At 58.4% G+C, this 20,207-nt stretch carries 16 protein-coding genes and 1 tRNA gene; 7 read left to right on the top strand and 10 right to left on the bottom strand.

The window, feature by feature from the left end; translation table 11 throughout:
• Window positions 1–343: 343 nt before the first annotated feature.
• Both ACTQX9_RS00700 and ACTQX9_RS00695 read right to left on the bottom strand, forming a co-directional pair.
• Window positions 344–682, bottom strand: coding sequence for a PTS lactose/cellobiose transporter subunit IIA (locus tag ACTQX9_RS00700; RefSeq protein ID WP_055252615.1), 339 nt, complete (start codon window positions 680–682; stop codon window positions 344–346).
• 214 nt (window positions 683–896) lie between these two features.
• Entirely contained in the window at window positions 897–1,901 is a 1,005-nt protein-coding gene (locus ACTQX9_RS00695) for a LacI family DNA-binding transcriptional regulator (protein WP_427718989.1), read from the bottom strand.
• Window positions 1,902–2,258: 357 nt separating this feature from the next.
• Here ACTQX9_RS00695 and ACTQX9_RS00690 point away from each other — a divergent pair, with 357 nt between their 5' ends.
• Together ACTQX9_RS00690 and lacG (ACTQX9_RS00685) are read left to right on the top strand one after the other, a co-directional pair.
• On the top strand, window positions 2,259–4,034 hold the full coding sequence (locus ACTQX9_RS00690) for a lactose/cellobiose PTS transporter subunit IIB (RefSeq protein WP_441540226.1): 1,776 nt from the start codon (window positions 2,259–2,261) through the stop codon (window positions 4,032–4,034).
• A gap of 66 nt (window positions 4,035–4,100) precedes the next feature.
• A complete protein-coding gene (lacG, locus tag ACTQX9_RS00685) occupies window positions 4,101–5,540 on the top strand; it encodes a 6-phospho-beta-galactosidase (RefSeq protein WP_441540225.1) in 1,440 nt (479 codons plus the stop codon).
• Window positions 5,541–5,897: 357 nt separating this feature from the next.
• On the opposite strand, the gene ACTQX9_RS00680 is transcribed toward lacG (ACTQX9_RS00685), so the two are convergent.
• Entirely contained in the window at window positions 5,898–6,899 is a 1,002-nt protein-coding gene (locus tag ACTQX9_RS00680; protein WP_427718983.1) for a LacI family DNA-binding transcriptional regulator, read from the bottom strand.
• A gap of 283 nt (window positions 6,900–7,182) precedes the next feature.
• Here ACTQX9_RS00680 and ACTQX9_RS00675 point away from each other — a divergent pair, with 283 nt between their 5' ends.
• Window positions 7,183–8,961, top strand: coding sequence for a PTS lactose transporter subunit IIBC (locus tag ACTQX9_RS00675; protein ID WP_441540224.1), 1,779 nt, complete (start codon window positions 7,183–7,185; stop codon window positions 8,959–8,961).
• Window positions 8,962–9,036: 75 nt separating this feature from the next.
• Entirely contained in the window at window positions 9,037–10,458 is a 1,422-nt protein-coding gene (gene lacG, locus ACTQX9_RS00670) for a 6-phospho-beta-galactosidase (RefSeq protein ID WP_441540223.1), read from the top strand.
• 513 nt (window positions 10,459–10,971) lie between these two features.
• On the opposite strand, the gene ACTQX9_RS00665 is transcribed toward lacG (ACTQX9_RS00670), so the two are convergent.
• Window positions 10,972–11,736 (bottom strand): DeoR/GlpR family DNA-binding transcription regulator, encoded by a 765-nt coding sequence (locus ACTQX9_RS00665; RefSeq protein WP_441540222.1) that lies wholly within the window; start codon window positions 11,734–11,736, stop codon window positions 10,972–10,974.
• A 206-nt stretch (window positions 11,737–11,942) separates the two neighbouring features.
• Between ACTQX9_RS00665 and ACTQX9_RS00660 the strand changes: the two genes are divergently transcribed.
• Window positions 11,943–12,995, top strand: a complete 1,053-nt coding sequence (locus ACTQX9_RS00660) for an aldose epimerase family protein (protein WP_441540221.1) — start codon at window positions 11,943–11,945, stop codon at window positions 12,993–12,995.
• Between the two features lie 206 nt (window positions 12,996–13,201).
• Window positions 13,202–13,277: transfer RNA gene (locus tag ACTQX9_RS00655), tRNA-Thr, on the top strand.
• A 211-nt stretch (window positions 13,278–13,488) separates the two neighbouring features.
• On the opposite strand, the gene ACTQX9_RS00650 is transcribed toward ACTQX9_RS00655, so the two are convergent.
• The 3 genes from ACTQX9_RS00650 to ACTQX9_RS00640 form a co-directional block, all read right to left on the bottom strand.
• Window positions 13,489–13,962, bottom strand: coding sequence for a YhcH/YjgK/YiaL family protein (locus ACTQX9_RS00650; RefSeq protein WP_117654927.1), 474 nt, complete (start codon window positions 13,960–13,962; stop codon window positions 13,489–13,491).
• A gap of 204 nt (window positions 13,963–14,166) precedes the next feature.
• The gene (locus tag ACTQX9_RS00645) at window positions 14,167–15,102 is read right to left on the bottom strand and encodes a hexose kinase (RefSeq protein ID WP_441540220.1); all 936 of its coding nucleotides are present in this window, start codon (window positions 15,100–15,102) and stop codon (window positions 14,167–14,169) included.
• 58 nt (window positions 15,103–15,160) lie between these two features.
• Window positions 15,161–16,042 carry an aldose 1-epimerase family protein gene (locus ACTQX9_RS00640; protein WP_441540219.1) on the bottom strand — a complete coding sequence of 294 codons (882 nt, stop codon included), beginning with the start codon at window positions 16,040–16,042 and terminating at the stop codon, window positions 15,161–15,163.
• Window positions 16,043–16,197: 155 nt separating this feature from the next.
• Between ACTQX9_RS00640 and ACTQX9_RS00635 the strand changes: the two genes are divergently transcribed.
• On the top strand, window positions 16,198–16,782 hold the full coding sequence (locus tag ACTQX9_RS00635; RefSeq protein WP_229770598.1) for a flavodoxin domain-containing protein: 585 nt from the start codon (window positions 16,198–16,200) through the stop codon (window positions 16,780–16,782).
• Window positions 16,783–16,857: 75 nt separating this feature from the next.
• Here the strand turns inward: ACTQX9_RS00635 and nagA are convergent, their stop codons facing one another.
• From nagA to ACTQX9_RS00620, 3 genes are all read right to left on the bottom strand, one after another.
• Complete coding sequence (gene nagA / locus ACTQX9_RS00630; protein WP_441540218.1) at window positions 16,858–18,027, bottom strand: N-acetylglucosamine-6-phosphate deacetylase; 1,170 nt, start codon at window positions 18,025–18,027, stop codon at window positions 16,858–16,860.
• A gap of 117 nt (window positions 18,028–18,144) precedes the next feature.
• The gene (gene agaS / locus ACTQX9_RS00625; RefSeq protein WP_441540217.1) at window positions 18,145–19,311 is read right to left on the bottom strand and encodes an SIS domain-containing protein; all 1,167 of its coding nucleotides are present in this window, start codon (window positions 19,309–19,311) and stop codon (window positions 18,145–18,147) included.
• A 114-nt stretch (window positions 19,312–19,425) separates the two neighbouring features.
• Window positions 19,426–20,157 carry a GntR family transcriptional regulator gene (locus ACTQX9_RS00620; RefSeq protein WP_154514994.1) on the bottom strand — a complete coding sequence of 244 codons (732 nt, stop codon included), beginning with the start codon at window positions 20,155–20,157 and terminating at the stop codon, window positions 19,426–19,428.
• Window positions 20,158–20,207 lie beyond the last annotated feature (50 nt).

The raw sequence follows: 20,207 nt of genomic DNA, 5'->3' as shown, positions 1-20,207 counted from the left end.
GGCGCAACAGACTGCTGCATGACCTGCCCGCCATGAAATGGGCCCATCTACTACGTTTAACTGCCCATCCCCGACCATGCCCCGTGGCGTAAAAACAAAACCACAGGTAGAACGCCTGCAGTTTTTCATGAAACGCAGGTGTGTTCGGGGGCACCGGGTTAAACGTAGTAGATGGTCCAGTTTCGTGGCGAGTACTGCTAACTGATCCTCCGGGGACGGGAAAAGCGGGTCATTTTGGTCTATCGACCCCTTTTTCGCCGCAACCGAGATAGATGGGATACAGAAAAGCCCTGCCGCGGATAGCGGCAGGGCTTTTGGAAGGGGACTTGGTTGTGCGGGCTCGTTAGGCGAGCTTGGCCTCGAGCTCGGCAATGCGCTTGTAGGCATCGATGGTAAAGCGGGCCTGCTTCTCCAGGATCATAGTGGTCATGAGAGTGTCCTGAGCGTGAGCCATGATGAAGGTCATCTCCATCTCGCCGCCGCCGGCCTCCTGCGAAAGCAGCTTGGTCTGCGTGTCGTGGGCGCCGATAAGCGCATCGCTGGCATCCTTGTGCAGCTGTTCGGCCTTCTCAAAATCACCCTCGCGAGCAGCATCGAGCGCTGCAAGCAGATCAGTCTGGGCGTCACCCGCGTATGCGACAATCTCGAATCCAACCATCGAGATTTCTTCTTTGGTTGCCATATTGCGTTCCTTTCACATATGAACCAACGGAGAGCACCGCGTCCGGGCATACGCGCTGCGTTGTGTATGACAGAAACAATAACATTCAAACAAAAAAGAACAGCGCAAAACGTAATTTCAAGCTATGAACGGTCAATTTTTGCCCGTGAACGGTTTCCAAACCATTTCGAACAATATCAAACATGATTAACGGAAACCCAAACAGGACCGCGCCCTAACGCAAATCGTGCACCGTATCGCCCTCTACGAGCACGCCGGGGATCAGCATGTGCTCCACGCCAGACGCAACTCCCTCGGCGCCGGCGATCTTGTCGACTGCCCACATGCCGACACGCTTGTTGTCAAAGCGCACGGTGGTCAGGCGACGATCGGGCACGATGTCGCCCAGACTATCATCAACCCCCACCACGCTCACGTCCTCGGGCACACGCCTTCCGCGCGACTCGAGTCCGCGAATGCAGCCGTAGGCCATGGCGTCATTGGAGGCATAGATGGCAGTACAGGTCGGATCGTCCGCCAGAGCCTGGCCTGCGGCATATCCACTCCGCGCCGTCCAGTCGCCACGGATGAGTCGCGGCAGCTCAATACCATGCGCGCGCAATGTCTCGCGCCAGCCCTCCTCGCGCTGCATGCCCGAAAGCGAGCGTTCGGGACACGAGATAAAGTGCACGGTCTTGTGCCCCTGCCCCAACAAGTACTCGACAACCTGGCGCGAACAATCGAACTGATCGTTATCGACCGTCGAGCACAGCGGGTGCTCCAGCATGGTAACGAGCACCGTCTGCATACCAGGCAGCGGCTCAAAGGTGCCAAAGTCCGCCGGCATGCGATTCATGATCACAACCATGCCATCCACCGGCAGTGCGCTCATGCGCGACGATGCGCTCTCGAGAGTATAGGGATGTCCATCTACTTTAGTGAGGGTAATGGCGTAGCCGTGCTTATCGGCGGCGGCGGCAAAGCCCTCCATACGGTCGAGGTTGCCGGTACCGGTAATGTTGAACATGGCGACGCCGACGGTCTTAAACTTGCCGCGGCGCAGCGATCGACCGGCAAAATTGGGGCGATACCCCAGCTCGCGCATGGCGGCACGCACGCGCTCCTTGGTCTCGGGGCGCACGCTGGGTGAATCGTGGACGGTGCGCGAGACCGTCTGTTCTGAGACGCCCGCGAGGAGCGCCACATCCTTAACGGAAACCGATTTTTTAACAGCGGCCATAGGTCGATCTTTCTATGTCAACGATGCCATTGGTGGCACCCTACGCAGTCAAATGAAACGTCTTCAAGTATATCTAACGCCTCCCCCACCATACGCTCACCACCCAAAACCTACCGTTCACCGACATTTTTGCTTCCCCGAACGGCTTTTATCGCCCAAATGTTAACGTTGCCATTGTGCAAACACAGAGCCACCGGGCGGCTCAAACGTTTACGCGCAAGAAATCGACGGTCCGCAGGCACAAGGGCCATCGGTTCACGTCTAATTTTGTGTCACAAAATGGCAACGTCAACATTTTGGCAACCAAACGTCAAAAGCTACCATCGTTGCTAACCCACCGACTCTTAGGAGCTTTGCATGGAGCAACTCATCGCCACCATCGAAAAGGGCCAGCCCTTTTTCAACGCGATCGCCCGCAACAAGTACCTCAAGGCGATCCGCGACGGTTTTATCTCCGTCATCCCCATCATCATCTTCTCGTCCATCTTCTGCCTGGTAGCCTCGGTCCCCAACATCTGGGGTTTCTACTGGCCCGATGACATCAACAACGCCCTGTGGAAGTGCTACAACTACTCCATGGGCATCCTGGCCATCGCCTGCGCCGCTACCACGGCCAAGCATTTCGCCGACGCCCAGAACCGCGATCTGCCCAAGAATAACCAGATCAACTTTATCTCGTGCATGTGCGCGGCCATCATCGGCTTCTTGCTCCTTTCGAGCGACACCATCGCCACGGATGCCGCCAGTGGCTTCAACACCACCTACCTTGGTTCCAAGGGCCTACTGACCGCCTTCATCGCTGCGTTTGTGACCGGCATCATCTACAAGTTCTTTATCAAGCGCAACATCACCGTCAAGATGCCCGAGCAGGTTCCGCCCAACATCTCGCAGACCTTTAAGGACATCATCCCCTTCTCCGTCTGCATCACCGTCTTTTGGGTCTTTGACATCGTCTTCCGCGCTGCCTTTGGCTTCTGCTTTGCCCAGGGCGTCATCCAGGTGTTCCAGCCCCTGTTCACCGCTGCCGACGGCTACATCGGCCTTGCTGTGATTTACGGCGCCATGAGCCTGTTCTGGTTCGTGGGCGTCCACGGCCCCTCGATCGTCGAGCCCGCCATCGCCGCCGCCCTCGTTGCCAACATGACCGACAACCTGGCTGCGTTCCAGGCCGGCCAGCACGCTTCCGCTGTCCTAACCCAGGGTGCCCAGTACTTCGTCGTCTGCATGGGCGGCACCGGCGCCACGCTCGTCCTGGTCTTCATGTTCTGCTTCCTGGCCAAGTCCCAGGAGATGCGCGCTGTCGGTAAGGCCGCCATCGTCCCCGTGTGCTTTGCCGTCAACGAGCCGCTGCTGTTCGCCGCGCCTATCGTGCTCAACCCCGTCTTCTTTGTCCCGTTTGTCTTTGCCCCGATCGCCAACATCTGGATCCTCAAGATCTTTATCGACTTCTTGGGCATGAACGGCTTTATGTACACCCTGCCTTGGACCGTCCCCGGCCCCATCGGCACTATCATGGGCCTGGGTTTCCAGCCGCTCGCCTTTGTGATGCTCGCCCTTATCCTGGTCGTCGACTTCGTTCTGTACTATCCGTTCTTCCGTGCCTATGACGCCCAGAAGTGCGCCGAGGAGGCCGAGATTTCCCAGGAGGAGCTCGCCGCCAAGAACGCCGAGAAGGCCGCCAAGCTCAACGATGCCTTCCGGGGCAAGGCCGACGCCAAGAGCGTTGCCGCCGGCGCTGCTGCCGAGGCCGTGGAAGCCGGCGCTCCCGCCGCCTCCGCAGCACCCGCTGCCGAGGCAACGGCCACCAGCGACCTCAACGGCAAGCGTGTGCTCGTGCTCTGCCAGGGTGGCGGTACCTCGGGCCTGCTCGCCAACGCGCTGGCCAAGGCCGCCAAGGAGCGCGGCATCAATCTTGAAACCGCTGCCGAGGCCTATGGCAACCACGTGGACATGCTCCCCGACTTCGATCTGGTCGTCCTGGCCCCGCAAGCCGCAAGCTACCTGGCCGACCTGCAGAAGGACTGCGAGCGCGTGGGCAACAAGTGCGTCGCCTGCCGCGGTAAGCAGTACATTGAGCTTTCCCAGAACGGCGATAAGTCTCTCGCCTTCGTAAGCGAGCAACTCTCGAAGTAAGTATCGCACAGGGCCAGCCGACCATCCAAGACCGGCTGGCCCTTCGATTTAGACGATTGGATCATCATGTCCGTTAACCCTGCTAGCGTCACCAACCCGCCTGCGCAGTTTCCCGAGGACTTTGTCTTTGGCGGCGCCACTGCTGCCTACCAGGTAGAGGGCGAGACCCGCACCCACGGTAAAGGCAAGGTTGCCTGGGACGACTTCCTGGAGGCCCAGGGGCGCTTTTCCCCCGATCACGCTTCGGACTTCTACAACCAGTACCCCGTCGATCTGGAGCTGTGCGAGGAGTTCGGCATCAACGGCATTCGCCTCTCCATTGCCTGGAGCCGCATCTTCCCCAACGGCACCGGCGAGATCAACCCCGAGGGCGTGCAGTTCTACCACGATCTCTTCGCCGAGTGCCACAAGCACCACGTTGAGCCGTTTGTCACGCTGCATCACTTCGACACGCCGCTTGCCCTCTTTGAGAAGGGCGACTTCCTCAACCGCGAGACCATCGATGCCTTTGTGGACTTTGCCACCTTCTGCTTTAAGGAGTACGCCGACCAGGTGACCTACTGGTTCACCTTTAACGAGATTTGGGCCGATGCCTCCAACACCTACATCGAGGGCACCTTCCCCGGCGGCGTCAAGGCGCATCTGGCCGAGGCTTTCCAGTGCGAGCACAACATGATGCTCGCCCACGCCAAGGCCGTACTGGCCTTCCACAACGGCGGTTTTAAGGGCAAGATCGGCGTCATTCAGTCGTTGGAGTTTAAGTATCCGCTCAACGAGAACGACCCCGCCGACATCAAAGCCGCCAACAACGAGCACGTGTTGCAGAACCAGTTCTTGCTCGACGCCACCTTCCGAGGCGACTACGCGCCCGACACCCTCGAGTGCGCCAACCGTCTGGCTGCCGTCTCGGGCGGCACCATCGAGATCCTGGACGAGGACCTCGAGATTATGCGCGAGGCCGCGCTCTACAACGACTACCTGGGCGTCAACAACTACCAGTGCCGCTTCTTGAAGGCTTACGACGGCGAGAACGACCTGCACCACAACGGTACGGGCGAGAAGGGCACCGGCCGCTGGCGCGTTAAGGGTATTGGCGAGCACGTGAACAAGCCTGGCATCCCCACCACCGACTGGGACTGGATCATCTATCCCGAGGGCCTGTTCGATCTGCTCGTCTACATTAAGCAGCGCTACCCCAACTACAAGCAGATCTTCATTACAGAAAACGGCATGGGCTACAAGGATCCCTACAAGGACGGTTTTGTGGACGATCAGCCGCGCATCGACTACATCGAGCAGCACTTGCGCTGGCTGCTCAAGGCCATGGAGGTGGGCGTCAACGTGGGCGGCTACTTCCTGTGGAGTCTGCAGGATCAGTTCTCCTGGACCAATGGTTACAACAAGCGCTATGGCTTCTTCTACGTTGACTTTGAAACCCAGAAGCGCACGCCCAAGGCAAGCGCCTACTGGTACAAGCACGTGGCGCAGACCCGTCGTCTGGACTAGCGGCTGGCGACCAGCGGAATTGCCCCGCTCACATAACCTGTCCCCATTTCTCAGCCGGGGGTGGCACGTCACACGGCGCGCCGCCCCCGGCCTTTTGTTTTTGTTCGGCTGGGGGGCCGTTTGTCTCGATCTGTAACATCTAGCCGAGTTTTTGGTCCCTAGCTGTTACAAATCAAGACAAACCGGGAAGACGGGGCCGAATTGTCTAAATCTGTAACACTAAAACCGGTTTTGGACGTCTGGTTGTTACAGATTGAGATAAACGCACAGGACAATCCTCTCAATCTCGATCTGTAACATCTAGCCGAGTATTTCGGTCCTAACTGTTACAGATTGAGATGAACGAGCCGAGCACGTCTACGCCCGCAGGTCTTTCACGCTGGAACGCTCGATCAGCACGCCCGACACAAGCGTACGGCTTCTGGAGCTCGGGGCTTCCAGACCTGCGACGACCTCGTTAAGTGCACGGATGCCCAGCTCGCGGTGGCGAAACTTCACCGACGTCAGAATCGAGTTGGGAATCGTCTTGTAGAGCTCATCGTCGAAGCCGATCACGGACACGTCGTCGGGCACACTGAGCCCTTTGTCACGTAGAGCCATCATCACGCCGTTTGCCATGCAGTCGTTAGCAGCGAGGACCGCCGTGCAATCGGGTTTATCGGCAAGCACAAGGCCCGCGGCATAGCCACTATCCGCATTCCAATCACCTTGCAGAGGCTCGGGCGGCTCAATGCCACGCGTCTCGAGTGCTGCACGCCAACCTTTCATACGGCACTGGCTCGACAGCGACTCTTTTTTACCAGAAACGAAATACACGTTCTTGTGCCCGCGATTTAAGAAGTACTCGCACGCCATGCGCGCACCGTCCTCTTGATCGTCACTAACGGTAGAGCAGGTAGGATGTTCCATCGGCGTGATAATCACCGTCTTGAGGTCTTTCGGCGCCTCAAAGGTATCAAAGTCATCGACCATTTGACGCAGGTTGAAGATCATGCCGTCGACGGGAAGCTGCGACATCCTGCGCGCCGCTTCGGCAAGGGTCATCTTCTCCCCCGCCCGCTTTTTGATCATCGTGAGCGCAAAGCCTCGCTCTTCGGCGGCATCGGCGATTCCGTCAATCATGTCCACGGCGCCGCCCGACAAGTGGAACAGCACGACGCCGATGCACCCGTAACGGCCCAACTTGAGTGAACGCGCGGCAAAGTTCGCCCGGAACCCAAGCGCCTCCATGGCAGCATGGACCCTATCGCGCGTCGACTCGCGCACGCTATCGGGCTCGTTGATCACGCGCGAAACCGTCTTGAGAGAAACACCCGCGGCAATCGCCACATCGTTCATCGAAACGTTTTTCTTGTCCATCGTTGCCACTACTTCTCCAGTCGGTTTTTCATCGCTTGTTTTTGCGTTCTAGCATACACTACCTGCCCGACTGATAAATCAGCCGTTTATCGGACGATATCGACCGTTCACCTGTAAATCCTTGTTGCTCTTCCAAAAATGTCTTACGTTGTCATTAACGAAATGACAACGTTGTCATTTCACAATGCCTTCCTTAAGCAGGAAGGTTTCCGGGCAGTCCTGACCATCCATCGACGACCAGTTCCATCCACATGCATCGCGCATCAAGTAGCAAAGGAGCTCTATGGACGCCATCGTAAAGATGCTCGAAAAGCATCAACCGTTCTTTGAGAAGATCTCGAGGAACATCTACCTCCAGGCCATCAAGGACGGATTCCTTGGGTGCATGCCCATTGTCCTCACCTCTTCGATCTTCCTGTTGATCGCCACCCTTCCTGGCGTAGTTGGCATCACGCTGCCCCAGCCGCTCATCGACTGGTGCAACAAGCTGTACAACTTCACCATGGGCGTTATGGGCATCATGGTTGCCGGCACCACCGCCAAGAACTTCACGGCTTCCATGAACCGTCGCATGCCCGCCGGCAAGGTGCTCAACGACGGCTCCACCATGGTGGCCGCCCAGTGCAGCATGCTGCTGCTCGCTGTTACGCAGTTCACCACCAAGTTCGACGGCTCCGAGCTTTCGGTCTTCGATTGCACCAGCATGGGTACGCGCGGTCTGTTCTCGGCCTATATCGCCGCGTTCATTACCGTGTGGGTCTATAAGTTCTGCGTCTCGCGCGATCTGACCATTAAGCTGCCCAAGGAGGTTCCGGGCGCCATCGCTCAGAACTTCCGCGACATCATCCCCTTTGGCGGCGCCGTCATCATCTGCGGCATCATCGATGTCGTCGTGCGCAACCTCATGGGCGTTCCGTTCTCCGAGCTGCTCATCAAACTGCTCTCCCCGCTCTTTACCGCTGCAGAAACCTATCCTGGCCTTATCCTTATCCAGGCAGCCACCGCGTTCTTCTGGTTCATCGGTGTCCATGGTCCTTCGATTGTCCAGCCGGGCATCGACCCTATCCGTCTTGCCAACCAGGCCGAGAACCTGCAGGTTCTGCTGGCCGGTGGTCACCCTGCCCACTCCCTCACCTTTAACATGTCGCTCGTGGGTGAGTTCGGAGGCACCGGCGCCACGTTCATCGTGCCGCTTCTGCTGATTCTCTTTATGAAGTCCAAGCAGCTCAAAGCCGTCGGTAAGGCCTCGATCGTACCGGTCGCCTTTGCTGTCAACGAGCCGCTGCTCTTTGGCGCGCCCATGATCCTCAACCCCTACATGCTCATCCCCTTTGTTGCTGCCGGCTGCGTCAACGTAAGTGTTGCCAAGTTCTTTATCGATAACGTGGGTATGAACGGCTTCTCCTTCGTGGTGCCTTGGGCTACCCCTGCCCCCATCGGCATCTTCATCACCACGAACTTCCAGCTCATCGCCCTGGTATTTGTCGCGATCATCATCTTGCTGGACGCCATCATCTACCTGCCGTTCTTGAAGGCATACGATAAGCTGCTCTGCGACCAGGAGGCAGAGCGCGCCGCCGAGCTGGGTCTTGAGTCCGATGGTGCTGCCACCATCGCCGCCAGCACCTCCGCGCCCGCTGTCGAGCAGGCTACCGCTTCCGTCGAGCCGACCGCCGCTGCCGGCGACAGCGAGCCTGTCGCCGATCAGCCCGAGCCCGTCGTCAAAGCATCCGCTAAGAAGGATGTCGACGGTCTGAAGGTCCTCGTCCTGTGCGCCGGTGCCGGCACCTCTGCCATGCTTGCCAACGCCATCAAGGAAGGTGCTGCGCAGACCGGAGAGAACATCGCTTCCTCTGCCGGCGCTTATGGCCAGCACACTGCCATCATGGATCAGTACGACGTTATCGTGCTTGCCCCGCAGGTTCGTAGCTACTACAACGACATGAAGGCCGACACCGATCGTCTGGGCATTAAGCTGCTCGCCCCGCGCGGCAAGGAATATATCGACCTTACCCGCGACCCCGCTGGCGCCATCAAGTGGCTCCGCGAGAACCTCGACTAGCTCCTCCCTCTGTTGGTGCCCGGATCCCCAGTTCGGGCACCTCTCCCTATTCGTACCCCACAGAAAGGATGCCTCATGACCAACCCCATGCAGTTCCCCGACGGCTTTGTGTTTGGCGGCGCCACCGCTGCTTACCAGGTTGAGGGCGAGACCCGTACGCACGGCAAGGGCAAAGTGCCCTGGGACGATTTCCTGGCTGCTCAGGGTCGCTTCTCCCCCGATCCTGCAAGCGACTTCTACAACAAGTACCCGGTCGATATCGACCTGTGCCAGCGCTTCGGCATCAACGGTATCCGCGTCTCCATCGCTTGGAGCCGCATCTTCCCCAACGGTACTGGCGAGATTAACCCCGAGGGTGTTGCCTTCTATCACGAGCTCTTTGCCACCTGCAACAAAGCTGGCGTTATCCCCTATGTCACGCTCGATCACTTCGATACGCCCGAGGCCTTTTACCAGAACGGCGGCGAGGGTTTCCTGACGCGCACGACGATCGACGCCTTTGTCGAGTACGCCAAGTTCTGCTTTGCCGAGTTCACCGAGGTCAAGCACTGGTTCACGTTTAACGAGATTCCCGCAACCGCCGAGGGCAGCTTTATCGTCGGCAACTGGCCGCACGGCGAGAAGTACCGCCTGGACAAGGCCTTCCAGCTCATGCACAACATGATGGTGGCCCACGCCAAGGCTGTCGTCGCCTTCCATGAGGGCGGCTTTGAGGGCGAGATCGGCATTGTCCAGAACCTGGAGCCCAAGTATCCCCTCGATCCCAACAGCGCTGCCGACTGCGAGGCCGCCCGCATGGCCGACGTCATCAACAACCGCTGGGTGCTCGACGCCACCTTCCGCGGCCACTATGCAGCCGACACCATGGAAGCCGCAACCAAGCTGGCCCATATCGCCGGCGGCGAGCTCGACGTCCGCGACGAGGACATCGCCGCGCTGACCGCGGCGCTCCCCTACAACGATTGCCTGGGCGTCAACACCTACAAGTGCCAGTTCCTGCGTGCCGCCGAGGGCGAAAACGACATCAACCACAATGGCACCGGCGACAGGGGCTCCTCGCGCTGGTTCCTCAAGGGCGTGGGCGAGTCGTGCGTGCGCGAAGGCGTACCCACCACCGATTGGGACTGGATTATCTATCCCGAGGGCCTCTACGATCTGCTGCTGCGCATTAAGAACGATTACCCCAACTACAAGAAGATCTACATCACCGAGAACGGCATGGGCTATAAGGACGACTTCGAGGACGGCTTTATCGACGACGCCCCTCGCATCGACTACATGCGTCAGCATCTCGCATGGATCCTCAAGGCAATCGACGGCGGCGTGAACGTCGACGGTTACTTTGTGTGGTCGCTGCAGGACCAGTTCTCCTGGACCAACGGCTACAACAAGCGTTACGGCCTGTTCTACATCGACTTTGAGACCCAGAAGCGCTATCCCAAGGCGAGCGCGTACTGGTACAAGAACGTCGCGGAGACCGGCCTGCTCATGGCCTAGTTTTCGCCGCATATCCCCTGTCGGCCGCATACGAATCCCTCCACGGGTTCGTATGCGGCCTCTTTTGTTTTGGCGCGGCCCGAGCAGGTCGTTTGTCTCGATTTGTAACATCTAGCCGAATATTTCGGCCCTAGCTGTTACAAATCGAGACAAACAGAACGCTCGAGCAGAAATATCTCAATCTGTAACATCTAACTCGCTTTTAACCGTCTAACTGTTACAGATCAAGACAAAGGTGATGGCTGGATAGACAAAATCTCGATCTGTAACACCTAGTCGAGTTTTTAGGTCCTAGCTGTTACAGATTGAGACAAACGGAATAGGCCGGGCCAAAAATCTCAATCTGTAACATCTGGTTGGTGACTTCACCCCTACCTGTTACAGGTTGAGACGATTTGATAGCGAAGTCCCTATTTGCGCGTCATATCGCATAGTGCTGACGCGCCGATTCCCCACAATGACAGGGGGGCAAAAGTCCTCCCGCATCGCCTGTTAGCAATCCAATAGCGTTAGCTAGCAGATGACCTGCGTGTGTTCCTCGATGGCGGCGCGGTCCTCGACCGAGATACCCGGCTCGCACACCACGGCATCCAGGCTGTCCAGACGGCAGAAGGTGTAGAAGTCGCGCTTGCCGATCTTGCTGGAGTCGGCGATCAGATAGCGCGAGTCGGCCTTGCTAAAGGCGAGCTGCTGGATACGACCCTCTTCCATGTTAGATGTGGACACGTCGCCGTCCAAAATGCCGTTGGCACCGATAAACGCCGCGTCGATACCCAACGCACGCAGGGTATCCTCGGCCGTTGGTCCCACAAAAGCGGCGGTGCGGCGACGATACATGCCGCCCACGAGGCACAGGTCGCAGTCTTCGCGCGCCTCGAGCAGGTTAAACACCGAAAGCGAATTGGTCACAATGCGCAGGCCAAACGCCGGCAGCATCGATGCCATCTGCTCAACCGTGGTGCCCGTGCCCAAAAAGATGGTCGAACCTTCCTCGATAAGCTCCACGGCGCGGCGCGCAATCTGCAACTTTTCCTCGGCATGCTTGGTGCGCTTTTCGCTGTGCGAGTACTCGTGGCGCAACATAGCGTGGGGACGACCCTGCGCACTGCGGGCGCCGCCGTGCACGCGCTCGATCTCGCCCAGGCTCGCAAGCTCCTCAAGATCACGACGGATCGTCATATCCGAGACGCCCAGTGCATCCGAAATCTCCTTGACCGAGACCGTGCCCTGCTCCTCGAGCAGCTGACGAACCTTATCCTGTCGCTCCGCTTTAATCACGATGAATCCTCGCCGTTCTTTGCGCGCATATCATTCAAACAGTAACGAACAAATTGTATCAGACTCGTGCGCGTCAAAAATGAACGCCCGCACAGCTCCAATCATCACTTTTTTGAGAAAAATACCCCCTGCTTTAGTGGGATGTAGTGATAATCTCGCCTGTTCGCGCTACAGTTTGTCGGAAATACCTCGATGTTAGGAACCAAATGATCACTTCTGAGCTTTTCGGCACCGCGCCGTGCGGTACCCCCGTTCATCGTTACACCCTCAACGGGCCCGAGATCTGCGTTCGCATTATGGACTATGGCGCCACCGTGCTGGGTATCGATGTGCCCGACATTCCCGGCAACGTGCGCGATGTGGTGCTGGGCTTCGATAAGCTCGAGGATTACTTTGACAACCCCGCCTGCTTTGGCGCGACCATCGGCCCCGTGGCAAACCGCACCGCGGGTGCAACGATCACCATCGACGGTACGGACTGGCATATGCCCGCCAACGAGGGCGCCAACAACCTGCACAGCGATCTTGAACACGGCCTGCACAAGCGCGTGTGGGATGTTGAGCTCGACGAGGCTCACAACGCCGTGCGCATGACCACCTCACTTGAGGATGGCGAGTTGGGCCTGCCCGGCAACCGCACCTTTACGGCCGTGTTTACCGTGACACACACCGGCCGCTTCCGTATCGAATATAGCTGCGAGAGCGACCGCGCCACGTACGTGTCCATGACCAACCACACGTACTTTAACCTTGCCGGTCATAATGCCGGCATGGACTGCGAGCACTTCTTTGTTGCTAACGCCGCCCACTACCTGCCCATCGACGACCAGAACATTCCTACTGGCGAGATTGCTCCGGTCGAGGGAACACCGTTTGATTTTCGCGAGTTACGCCCCGTCGCGCCTGGCATGGAGGCCGACCATCCGCAGATTAAGCAGGCACGCGGCTACGATCACTGCCTGTGCATTGGCGGCTATCAGTACGGCCGCAATCTGCGCCGTGCCCTGCACGTCGAGGAGATGTGGACCGGCCGTGAGCTGGACTACTACACCACCGCCCCGGGCGTGCAGCTCTACACCGGCAACTGGCTAGGCGATGAGCACGCCAAGGACGATGCCAACTACGGCTGGGGCGCCGGCTTTGCCCTCGAGGCCGAGATGTACCCCGACACGCCGCACCAGCCGCTGTTCCCGCAGGGCATTGTGGGCCCGGGTCATCCCTACAGCAATGTGATCGAATACCACTTTATGAGGCACTAAGCCCATAACGCAACATATCGAACAGCAATGCCCGCCGGCACACCGCCGACGGGCGTTTTTCTACCTAGTTGTAGGCAACCAGGCACATCCCGGCTTGAATGATTAGTGCATTTAACGTGAGAAAAGCTGTCAGAGCACTTGCGCGGATTTGCGATGTCCCGTATCATAGACAGCCGTTGACGCCTCAGCTGCGTCACCACATGGTCGCCAGCGTAGCTCAGTTGGTAGAGCACCGCTCTCGTAAAGCGGGGGTCACCGGTTCGAGCCCGGTCGCTGGCTCCATTGCACAAGACAGCCGCCTTCGGGCGGCTTTTTTGTTTTCGATTTTGAGTGCGCGTGCCAATCCACGCATCGCAACAGCGTCAGCTCCCCTATTCAAAACAGAAACCCCGTTAATCGTGACCCCCCTAGGGGAAACACGATTAACGGGGTCGTAGCGTGCTTCCCTTAGGGAAAACACGCCATCAGACGAACAGCTCAGTCGGGCAGTTCGCTACTCCTCCCAGTAGGCGTCGGCAAGCAGCTTAAAGCAGATCTTCTTGACCGGCTGCGCGCCATCGCCCGGGAACTCGAGCGTGGGCATGTGAGGCTCGCCGGCAACGAACAGCGCAAACTTGTCGTCGGCAAGATCGCCGGCGATCGAGGCGTCGGAATCGACCAGATCGTAGTCGTCCTTCTCGTCAAACTCCTGGACCAGCGTCAGGCTACCCGTAGCGACCTTAAAGGCCTCGCGACCCTCGACGTCGATCTGCAGGTCGTGATAGCGCTGATGCGTCTCATAGTGAGCCTCGGCCTCGGGACGCGTCGTGGGAGCCATGACGTTCGCAAAGACCTTGTCGCCCAAAATCGGATGGCTGCCGACCTCGAGCTGCGCCGGGTCGTTCTCCTCGAGCCAGTCGATCAGCACGTCGAGGCCCTTGAGCATTCCGCGGTACTCCTCGATATCGCCCAATGCACCGTAAATCATCTAAATCCCCTCTCGGATCGTTTCTTTGGCGGCTACTCGGCAAACGCGTTACCAAAGCTGTTGCCACCCGCATACGTCTCGACCAGGGTAAGGTCGGGAATGAACACGACAGTATCGGCGTCGCGCCCCGGCATAATGCTACCGCACTTGTCGTTGGCTCTAACCACAAGCAAACAACCGATGCCGGAGCCGACGCCCAAGTTCTTACAGCTCGGCCACGATAACGCCGTTGTAAACCTCGTCCCAACGGTCCATGACCAGATGACCGGTCATGGGATCCATGGCATTGAGCTTACCGCAGGTGTTGGCGGTACGCAGCACCGTCTCGTCGTCCGCGCCGGCAGCGATGGCATGTGCGAAACCGGCGATAGTGGAGTCGCCGGAACCCGTAGCGTTAACGGCAGGAATATCGGGGGTCTTGGCACGGAACGCACGTCCGTTGTGGAAGCCCACGGAGCCGGCAGCGCCCATGGACACGACGACCCAGGGGATATCGGAGAAGCGGTCATCAGAGGCAAGTGCGGCCCGGAGCTCGTCCACATCGTCGGTGGTAAAGCTCGTGCCCAACAAGCCGTTGATCTCGGTTAGGTTAGGCTTGACCAGCTCGGGCTTGACCTCGGACTTGAGGGCAGCCTCGAGCGAAGCGCCCGAGGTATCGAGCAGCACCTTGGCGCCGGCGTTCTCGGCAATGCCCGTGATCTTGGCATAGTAGTCTGCCTCGACGCCGCGGGGCAGCGAACCCGAAATAGTGACGACGTCGGCCTTGCCAGCCAGCTCGGTAAACTTGGCGGTAAAGGCATCCAGCTCCTCAGGGGCAATCGTCGGGCCGCTCTCGAGCAGCTCGGTCTGGTTGCCGGCGTGGAGGATGTTGAGGCAAATGCGAGTCTCGCCCTTGATGGGCACAAAGTCGTTGTTAATACCGTTGGCATCCATGAGCTCTGCCATATAGGCGCCCATATGGCCACCGAGCAGACCGGTTGCCACAACGTCGTCGCCCAGCTGGCCCAGCACACGGGCCACGTTGAGACCCTTGCCGCCGGCGGTCTTTTCGGGCGTCACACGGTTGACGTCGTCGATAATGAGCTCATCGAGCTGATAGCGCGTATCGACAGACGGGTTCATCGTAACGGTGAGGATCATTTTAGCTCCTTATCTCGCAGGCTCCTTGTGCCTCGCGATACGAGTCGACAAAACGGGATTACAGAATCTCAATCGTGAACGAGCGAACGACGGTCTCCTTGGGCTTGGCGACAAGGCAGCCGCGCTTATGCTCAAGTACGTCGTCCTCATCGGAGCAGGTCGACAGGCCGCCCCAGGGCTCAACTGCCACAAAATCGCCCTCGGGCTTACTCCACACGATGAGGTACGGGAAACCCTCAAAACTCAAGCGAACGCCCTTGTCCTCGCCCTTCTTGGAAAGCGTGACCTGACGACTCTCGAGCACGTCAAAGATGGTCTCCGCAAAATCGAAGAGCTCATGCGACAGGGGCAGTGTCTTTCCCACCATGGGGTTCTTTGAACGGTTAGCTACATCAATCAAGCCAGTCGAGGGTACGGCGGTGCAAAGCTCCGCAGCCTCGTCTTTCTCGAAGCGCAACTCGTAGTCCGTATAGGCCTCGCCCTCGTCGAGCGGGCACCTAAAGCCGGGGTGTCCACCGATAAAGAACGGCATGTCCTCGGTGTCCTCGTTGGTCACCTCATAGGAAACGCGCACGGCAGCGTCCTCGAGCGTATAACGAGCGACAAGCTTAAACGGGTAGGGATAATCTCTCAGCAGCGCGGCGTTATCCTCCGAAGCCAGGCACATAGCCAGCTCGTTTGCGCTTTGGCTCAGCAGCTTCCACTCCTGTTTGCGCGCAAACCCGTGGCGAGCGAGCTTTACATGATGCCCGGCAAACGTCATGGCGCTGCCATCGCGCAGGCCTCCGCAAATCGGGAAGCAAATCGGTGCCTGGCCGGACCACACGGCGGGATCGCCCTGCCACAGATACTCGCGGCCTCCGGCCTCAATCGAGGTAAACGAACCACCAGCCGTGGACACCTTAATAGAAATCGAATCGTTGGAGAGAGCGTATACCATTGCCCATCCTTTCGAACAACTGCTTTTGCTCGCAAGTATCCATCTCGGCCCTGACCAAAGGACAAACCCGCACGCTCAACGATGTGTCCGGTATCCCAGCCATGCAACGGGGTACCATACAGACATTGATGCAATTACAGCTGGAAGGCCTTCTTATGCGAACCATCATCCTCTACGCCTCGCGCCATCACGGCAATACGAAAAAGCTCGTGGACGCCATCGTCGAGGCACACCCCGAGATCGATACCCTCGACGTCAAGGCGCTCGGCAAAAACGAGTATCCCAACCTGCACGAATATCATCTGATCGGTGTCGCCACGGGCATCTATTACTCCGAGATCGACAAGGATATGGCACGCGTGCTCACTAACGTGCTGCAGCCGCAGGACAAGGTGTTTGGCCTTATGACCTACGGCGGCAAAAACAAGTGGTACGGCAAGGATATCGATGGCATCTGCCGCATGAGGCAGGCCATCTTTATGGGTGTCTACGGCTGTCCCGGCTTTGATACGTGGGGGCCGTTCAAACTCACCGGCGGTGTCCAAAAGGGACACCCGACCGCTGAGGAAATTAAGGGCGCCGTCGACTTCTTCGACAAGATCGAAGACGAGTATGGCGACATCATCGTCGAAGAGTACGCCAAGCGCGAGAAGCGCCTCGCATACGAGAAGGAGCATCCTGCAGGAGGCCTGGTGGCCGGCGTTAAGCGCACGGTAAAGAAGATCGCTAACAAGCTGTAACTGTGAAGGTACTTTTGAGCGTTTAACCCATGCGGCGGGTCCGAGCAGATTCGGGCCCGCCGTCTTTTTCTATCGTTACTCGGTAAAGGCGTTACCGACGCTCTGACCGCCAACATACGTCTCGACGAGGGTGAGCTCATGGTCGAACACGACAAAGTCGGCGTCGCGACCCGGCATGATGCTGCCGCACTTATCCTCGATGTGTACGGAGCGTGCCGGCACCTCGGTTGCCATGCGAATGGCGATATCGGCACTGGCGATGCCCCAGTCGACGATGTTCTTGACGCCCTGGGCAAGCGTGAGCACCGAGCCGGCAATGCTCTTGCCGTCGGCGAGCCAGCACAGGTTGTCCTTCATGATGACGTCCATGCCGCCACTGGTGTAGCTGCCCTCGGGCATGCCGCCGCAACCCAGGCAGTCGGTGATGAGCACCGTATGCTGCCAGCCCTTTGCCTGCAGCAGCGCCTTGATAGCGCCAGGGTTTACGTGCTTGCCGTCACAGATGATCTCGGCGTAGGTCTCGGGCGTGGACATGGCAGCACCCACAACACCGGGCTCACGGTGATGCAGTCCGCGCTGGCCGTTATAGGTATGCGTAAAGCAGCTGGCACCGGCGTTGATGGCGGCGATGCACTCATCGTAGGTGGCGTCGGAGTGACCGATGCTGGTCACCACACCCTTGGCGTTCAGAGCAGCCGCATAAGCAGCGGCACCGTTGTGCTCGGCCGCCATGGCGCTCTTAACGATGCGACCGCCCGCAGCCTCCTGCCACTGATCGAAGACCTCCTCGGAGGGATCGATAAGATAAGCGGGGTTCTGCGCGCCCACGTGCTTCATGGTAAAGAAAGGGCCCTCCAGGTAGATGCCCTGAATGCGAGCACCGCAGAAGTCGGGGCCACGGCCCTCGTCCGCCTGAGCGATGGCGGCGCAGGCGTCCTTGATCTGCTCGACGCCATCGGTGAACGTCGTGGGCAGCCAGCTGGTGGTACCGCGACGGGCGAGCTCGGTCGAGCTGATATCGATGCCCTCGGGATCGTTATCGGTAGTCGAATGGTTATAGAAGCCATGGATGTGGGTGTCGACCATGCCCGGCGCGATCCACGATCCCGTGTAGTCCTTGATCTCGCAGGAGGGCTCGTCGGCCTGCCAAGCGCCAAAGACGCCGTCCTCGATCATAAGATAGCCGCCTTGTTGCGGGCCTGCCGGCAAGAAGAACTTGTCAGCCTTAATTGCGTACGTGCTCATATGTACTCCTTACTTCTAAAGCAGTTAACTGTGGTGATGTTTATACCCAGCTCACGTAAAACAAAAAGCGCCCGCCCGCCGTTATGAGCGGACGGGCGCCCTTACAGGGGGACGCGATTAAGCGGTGAAGGGGTGAATCGTCACGCCCTTGACCACGCGGTTGACCGTGCCGGTGGGGCTCGGCGTGTCGGGCGTGTTGCCCACGCGCACGGAGTTAAGCAGGCTGATAGCCTGGGCAAACATCACGAACGGCAGAGCAAGGTAGCCCTCGGGAAGCGCCTCGTAGCCCTTAAAGGTGAAGGACTCACCCTCGTAGACGGTGGCACCTTCCTGCTGAACGGCAACGGTGTGCTGAGCGATCTCGTCGCCACCAATCTCATTGAGGATGTCGATGTCGTACTGACGGGTGTAGGCGTCGTTGTTGACGAACACGAACACGAGGGTCTTGTCGTCGACGAAGGACTTGGGTCCGTGACGATAGCCCATGGAAGTGTCATAGGAAGTGGCAACCAGGCCGTGAGCGAGCTCGAGGATCTTGAGCTGGCTCTCCTGGGCAAGGCCACCGAAGGAGCCAGAACCCAAGTAGGTCACGCGGTTGAAGTCTCCAGCGAGGTAATCGGCGACCTCGGGCTCACGGGAGATGACCTCCTCGCCCATCTTGGCGATAGTATCGACCCACTCGGCCTTCTGCTCGTCAGAGGCAGTGTCGAAAATAAGGGTGGCGAGCAGGGTCATGCAGGAATAAGAACCGGTCATGGCGAAGCCCTTGTCGTTGGCGCGCGGAATGAGCAGCGTCAGCGCGTTGGGATCATCGGCAGACTCGACGGCGAGCTTGCCCTCGGGAGCGCAGGTGATGTTGAGGAATTTGACGTTGTGGACAAGCTCCTTGGCAACGGCAACGGCGGCAAGGCTCTCGGGGCTGTTGCCAGAGCGGGCAAAGGAAACCACGAGCGTGGGATCCTCGGCACGCAGGAAGTCGCGCGGGGCGCTCACGATGTCGGTCGTGGCAATGGGCTTAAAGTCGTAGAGATCAGTGTTGCCAGCGTGACGCAGGTACGGGGCGCAGGTATCGCCAACGTAGTCAGACGTACCGGCACCGGTGAAGACAACGGACAGACGGCCCTCGCCCATAGCGCGAGCCTCGGCCAGAAAGGCCTCGATGGCCTCCTTGTTCTCACGATAGATGTTGAGCGTATCACGCCAAAGCTCGGGCTGCTGAGCAATCTCGGCCGTGGTGATCTGGGCGCCGAGCTCGGTGAGCTCCTCGACACTCTTCTCGAACATTTCTAATACCTCTCTCTAGAAGTAATCCTCTGACGTGCAATTATACACTTCGGTTGGTTATCTGGTAGTAACCAGTTAAATGCAAGGAATCACCATATGGAAACGATGCGAACACTAGTTGCTACGCTGGTGGTAAACCTTGTATTTAAACTGATCGGCACGAGCAACCGAGAGCGTATACTCCACAACCTCGTTTGACTCGTTATACGTAGTCCTGACCAAATCGAGCACAGGCGACCCCTCGACAATTGCCAAAAGGTGGGCATCGGTGGGACGGGCTATGCTCGCATAGAACTCCTCTTCGGCCACGCGAATCTTTTGCTGAAAGTCCTGCTCAATCACATCGTAAAGCGGCTTACTCTCCAGCAGTGGTCGCTTTAGGGACAGAAATTGACGAACCGGCAGATAGCTGCGTTCGACCATCATGGGCATGTTGTCGGCAGAACGAAGGCGCTTGAGCTTAAAAACGCGATCACCGATATGCAATCCCATATGCTCGGCTAGATTCTTATCGGCCTCCATCTCGCAAAACTCGAGAATCGTGGTCTCGGGGTCACGACCCATCGCGCGCATCTGTTCGGTAAAGCTGTAGGACTGCATAAGATTGGTTGCCTTTGCCGAACGGTCGGTCACAAAGGTACCGCGACCGTGCTGCCGAACCACCAGTCCTAAACGCTCCAGTTCCTGCAGAGCCAGGCGTACCGTGGTGCGCGAGAGACCATAGCGCTCCGAAAGTTCGCGCTCGGAAGGAATCATGTCACCGGCACGATATTCATGGTCAATCTTTTCGGTCAGAATATCGACCAGCTGATCGTACAGCGGTTGCTTACGCGCCCCGATCGCCATCCTATCCTCCCATTTTCTCAAACTCGGCTACTACCTTGGGTGGTTAACAT

Source organism: Collinsella sp. LCP19S3_F2 (assembly GCF_052121015.1).
Classification (GTDB): Bacteria; Actinomycetota; Coriobacteriia; order Coriobacteriales; family Coriobacteriaceae; genus Collinsella.
This window is presented reverse-complemented; position numbering and strand designations above follow the sequence as displayed.

Coding starts and splice junctions, on each gene's coding strand:
- nagA (WP_441540218.1), bottom strand. CDS start 18,027: ATGAGCACGTACGCAATTAAGGCTGACAAGTTCTTCTTGCCGGCAGGC.
- ACTQX9_RS00675 (WP_441540224.1), top strand. CDS start 7,183: ATGGACGCCATCGTAAAGATGCTCGAAAAGCATCAACCGTTCTTTGAG.
- ACTQX9_RS00660 (WP_441540221.1), top strand. CDS start 11,943: ATGATCACTTCTGAGCTTTTCGGCACCGCGCCGTGCGGTACCCCCGTT.
- ACTQX9_RS00680 (WP_427718983.1), bottom strand. CDS start 6,899: ATGGACAAGAAAAACGTTTCGATGAACGATGTGGCGATTGCCGCGGGT.
- ACTQX9_RS00690 (WP_441540226.1), top strand. CDS start 2,259: ATGGAGCAACTCATCGCCACCATCGAAAAGGGCCAGCCCTTTTTCAAC.
- ACTQX9_RS00640 (WP_441540219.1), bottom strand. CDS start 16,042: ATGGTATACGCTCTCTCCAACGATTCGATTTCTATTAAGGTGTCCACG.
- ACTQX9_RS00645 (WP_441540220.1), bottom strand. CDS start 15,102: ATGATCCTCACCGTTACGATGAACCCGTCTGTCGATACGCGCTATCAG.
- ACTQX9_RS00620 (WP_154514994.1), bottom strand. CDS start 20,157: ATGGCGATCGGGGCGCGTAAGCAACCGCTGTACGATCAGCTGGTCGAT.
- ACTQX9_RS00700 (WP_055252615.1), bottom strand. CDS start 682: ATGGCAACCAAAGAAGAAATCTCGATGGTTGGATTCGAGATTGTCGCA.
- ACTQX9_RS00635 (WP_229770598.1), top strand. CDS start 16,198: ATGCGAACCATCATCCTCTACGCCTCGCGCCATCACGGCAATACGAAA.
- ACTQX9_RS00650 (WP_117654927.1), bottom strand. CDS start 13,962: ATGATTTACGGTGCATTGGGCGATATCGAGGAGTACCGCGGAATGCTC.
- ACTQX9_RS00695 (WP_427718989.1), bottom strand. CDS start 1,901: ATGGCCGCTGTTAAAAAATCGGTTTCCGTTAAGGATGTGGCGCTCCTC.
- lacG (WP_441540225.1), top strand. CDS start 4,101: ATGTCCGTTAACCCTGCTAGCGTCACCAACCCGCCTGCGCAGTTTCCC.
- lacG (WP_441540223.1), top strand. CDS start 9,037: ATGACCAACCCCATGCAGTTCCCCGACGGCTTTGTGTTTGGCGGCGCC.
- agaS (WP_441540217.1), bottom strand. CDS start 19,311: ATGTTCGAGAAGAGTGTCGAGGAGCTCACCGAGCTCGGCGCCCAGATC.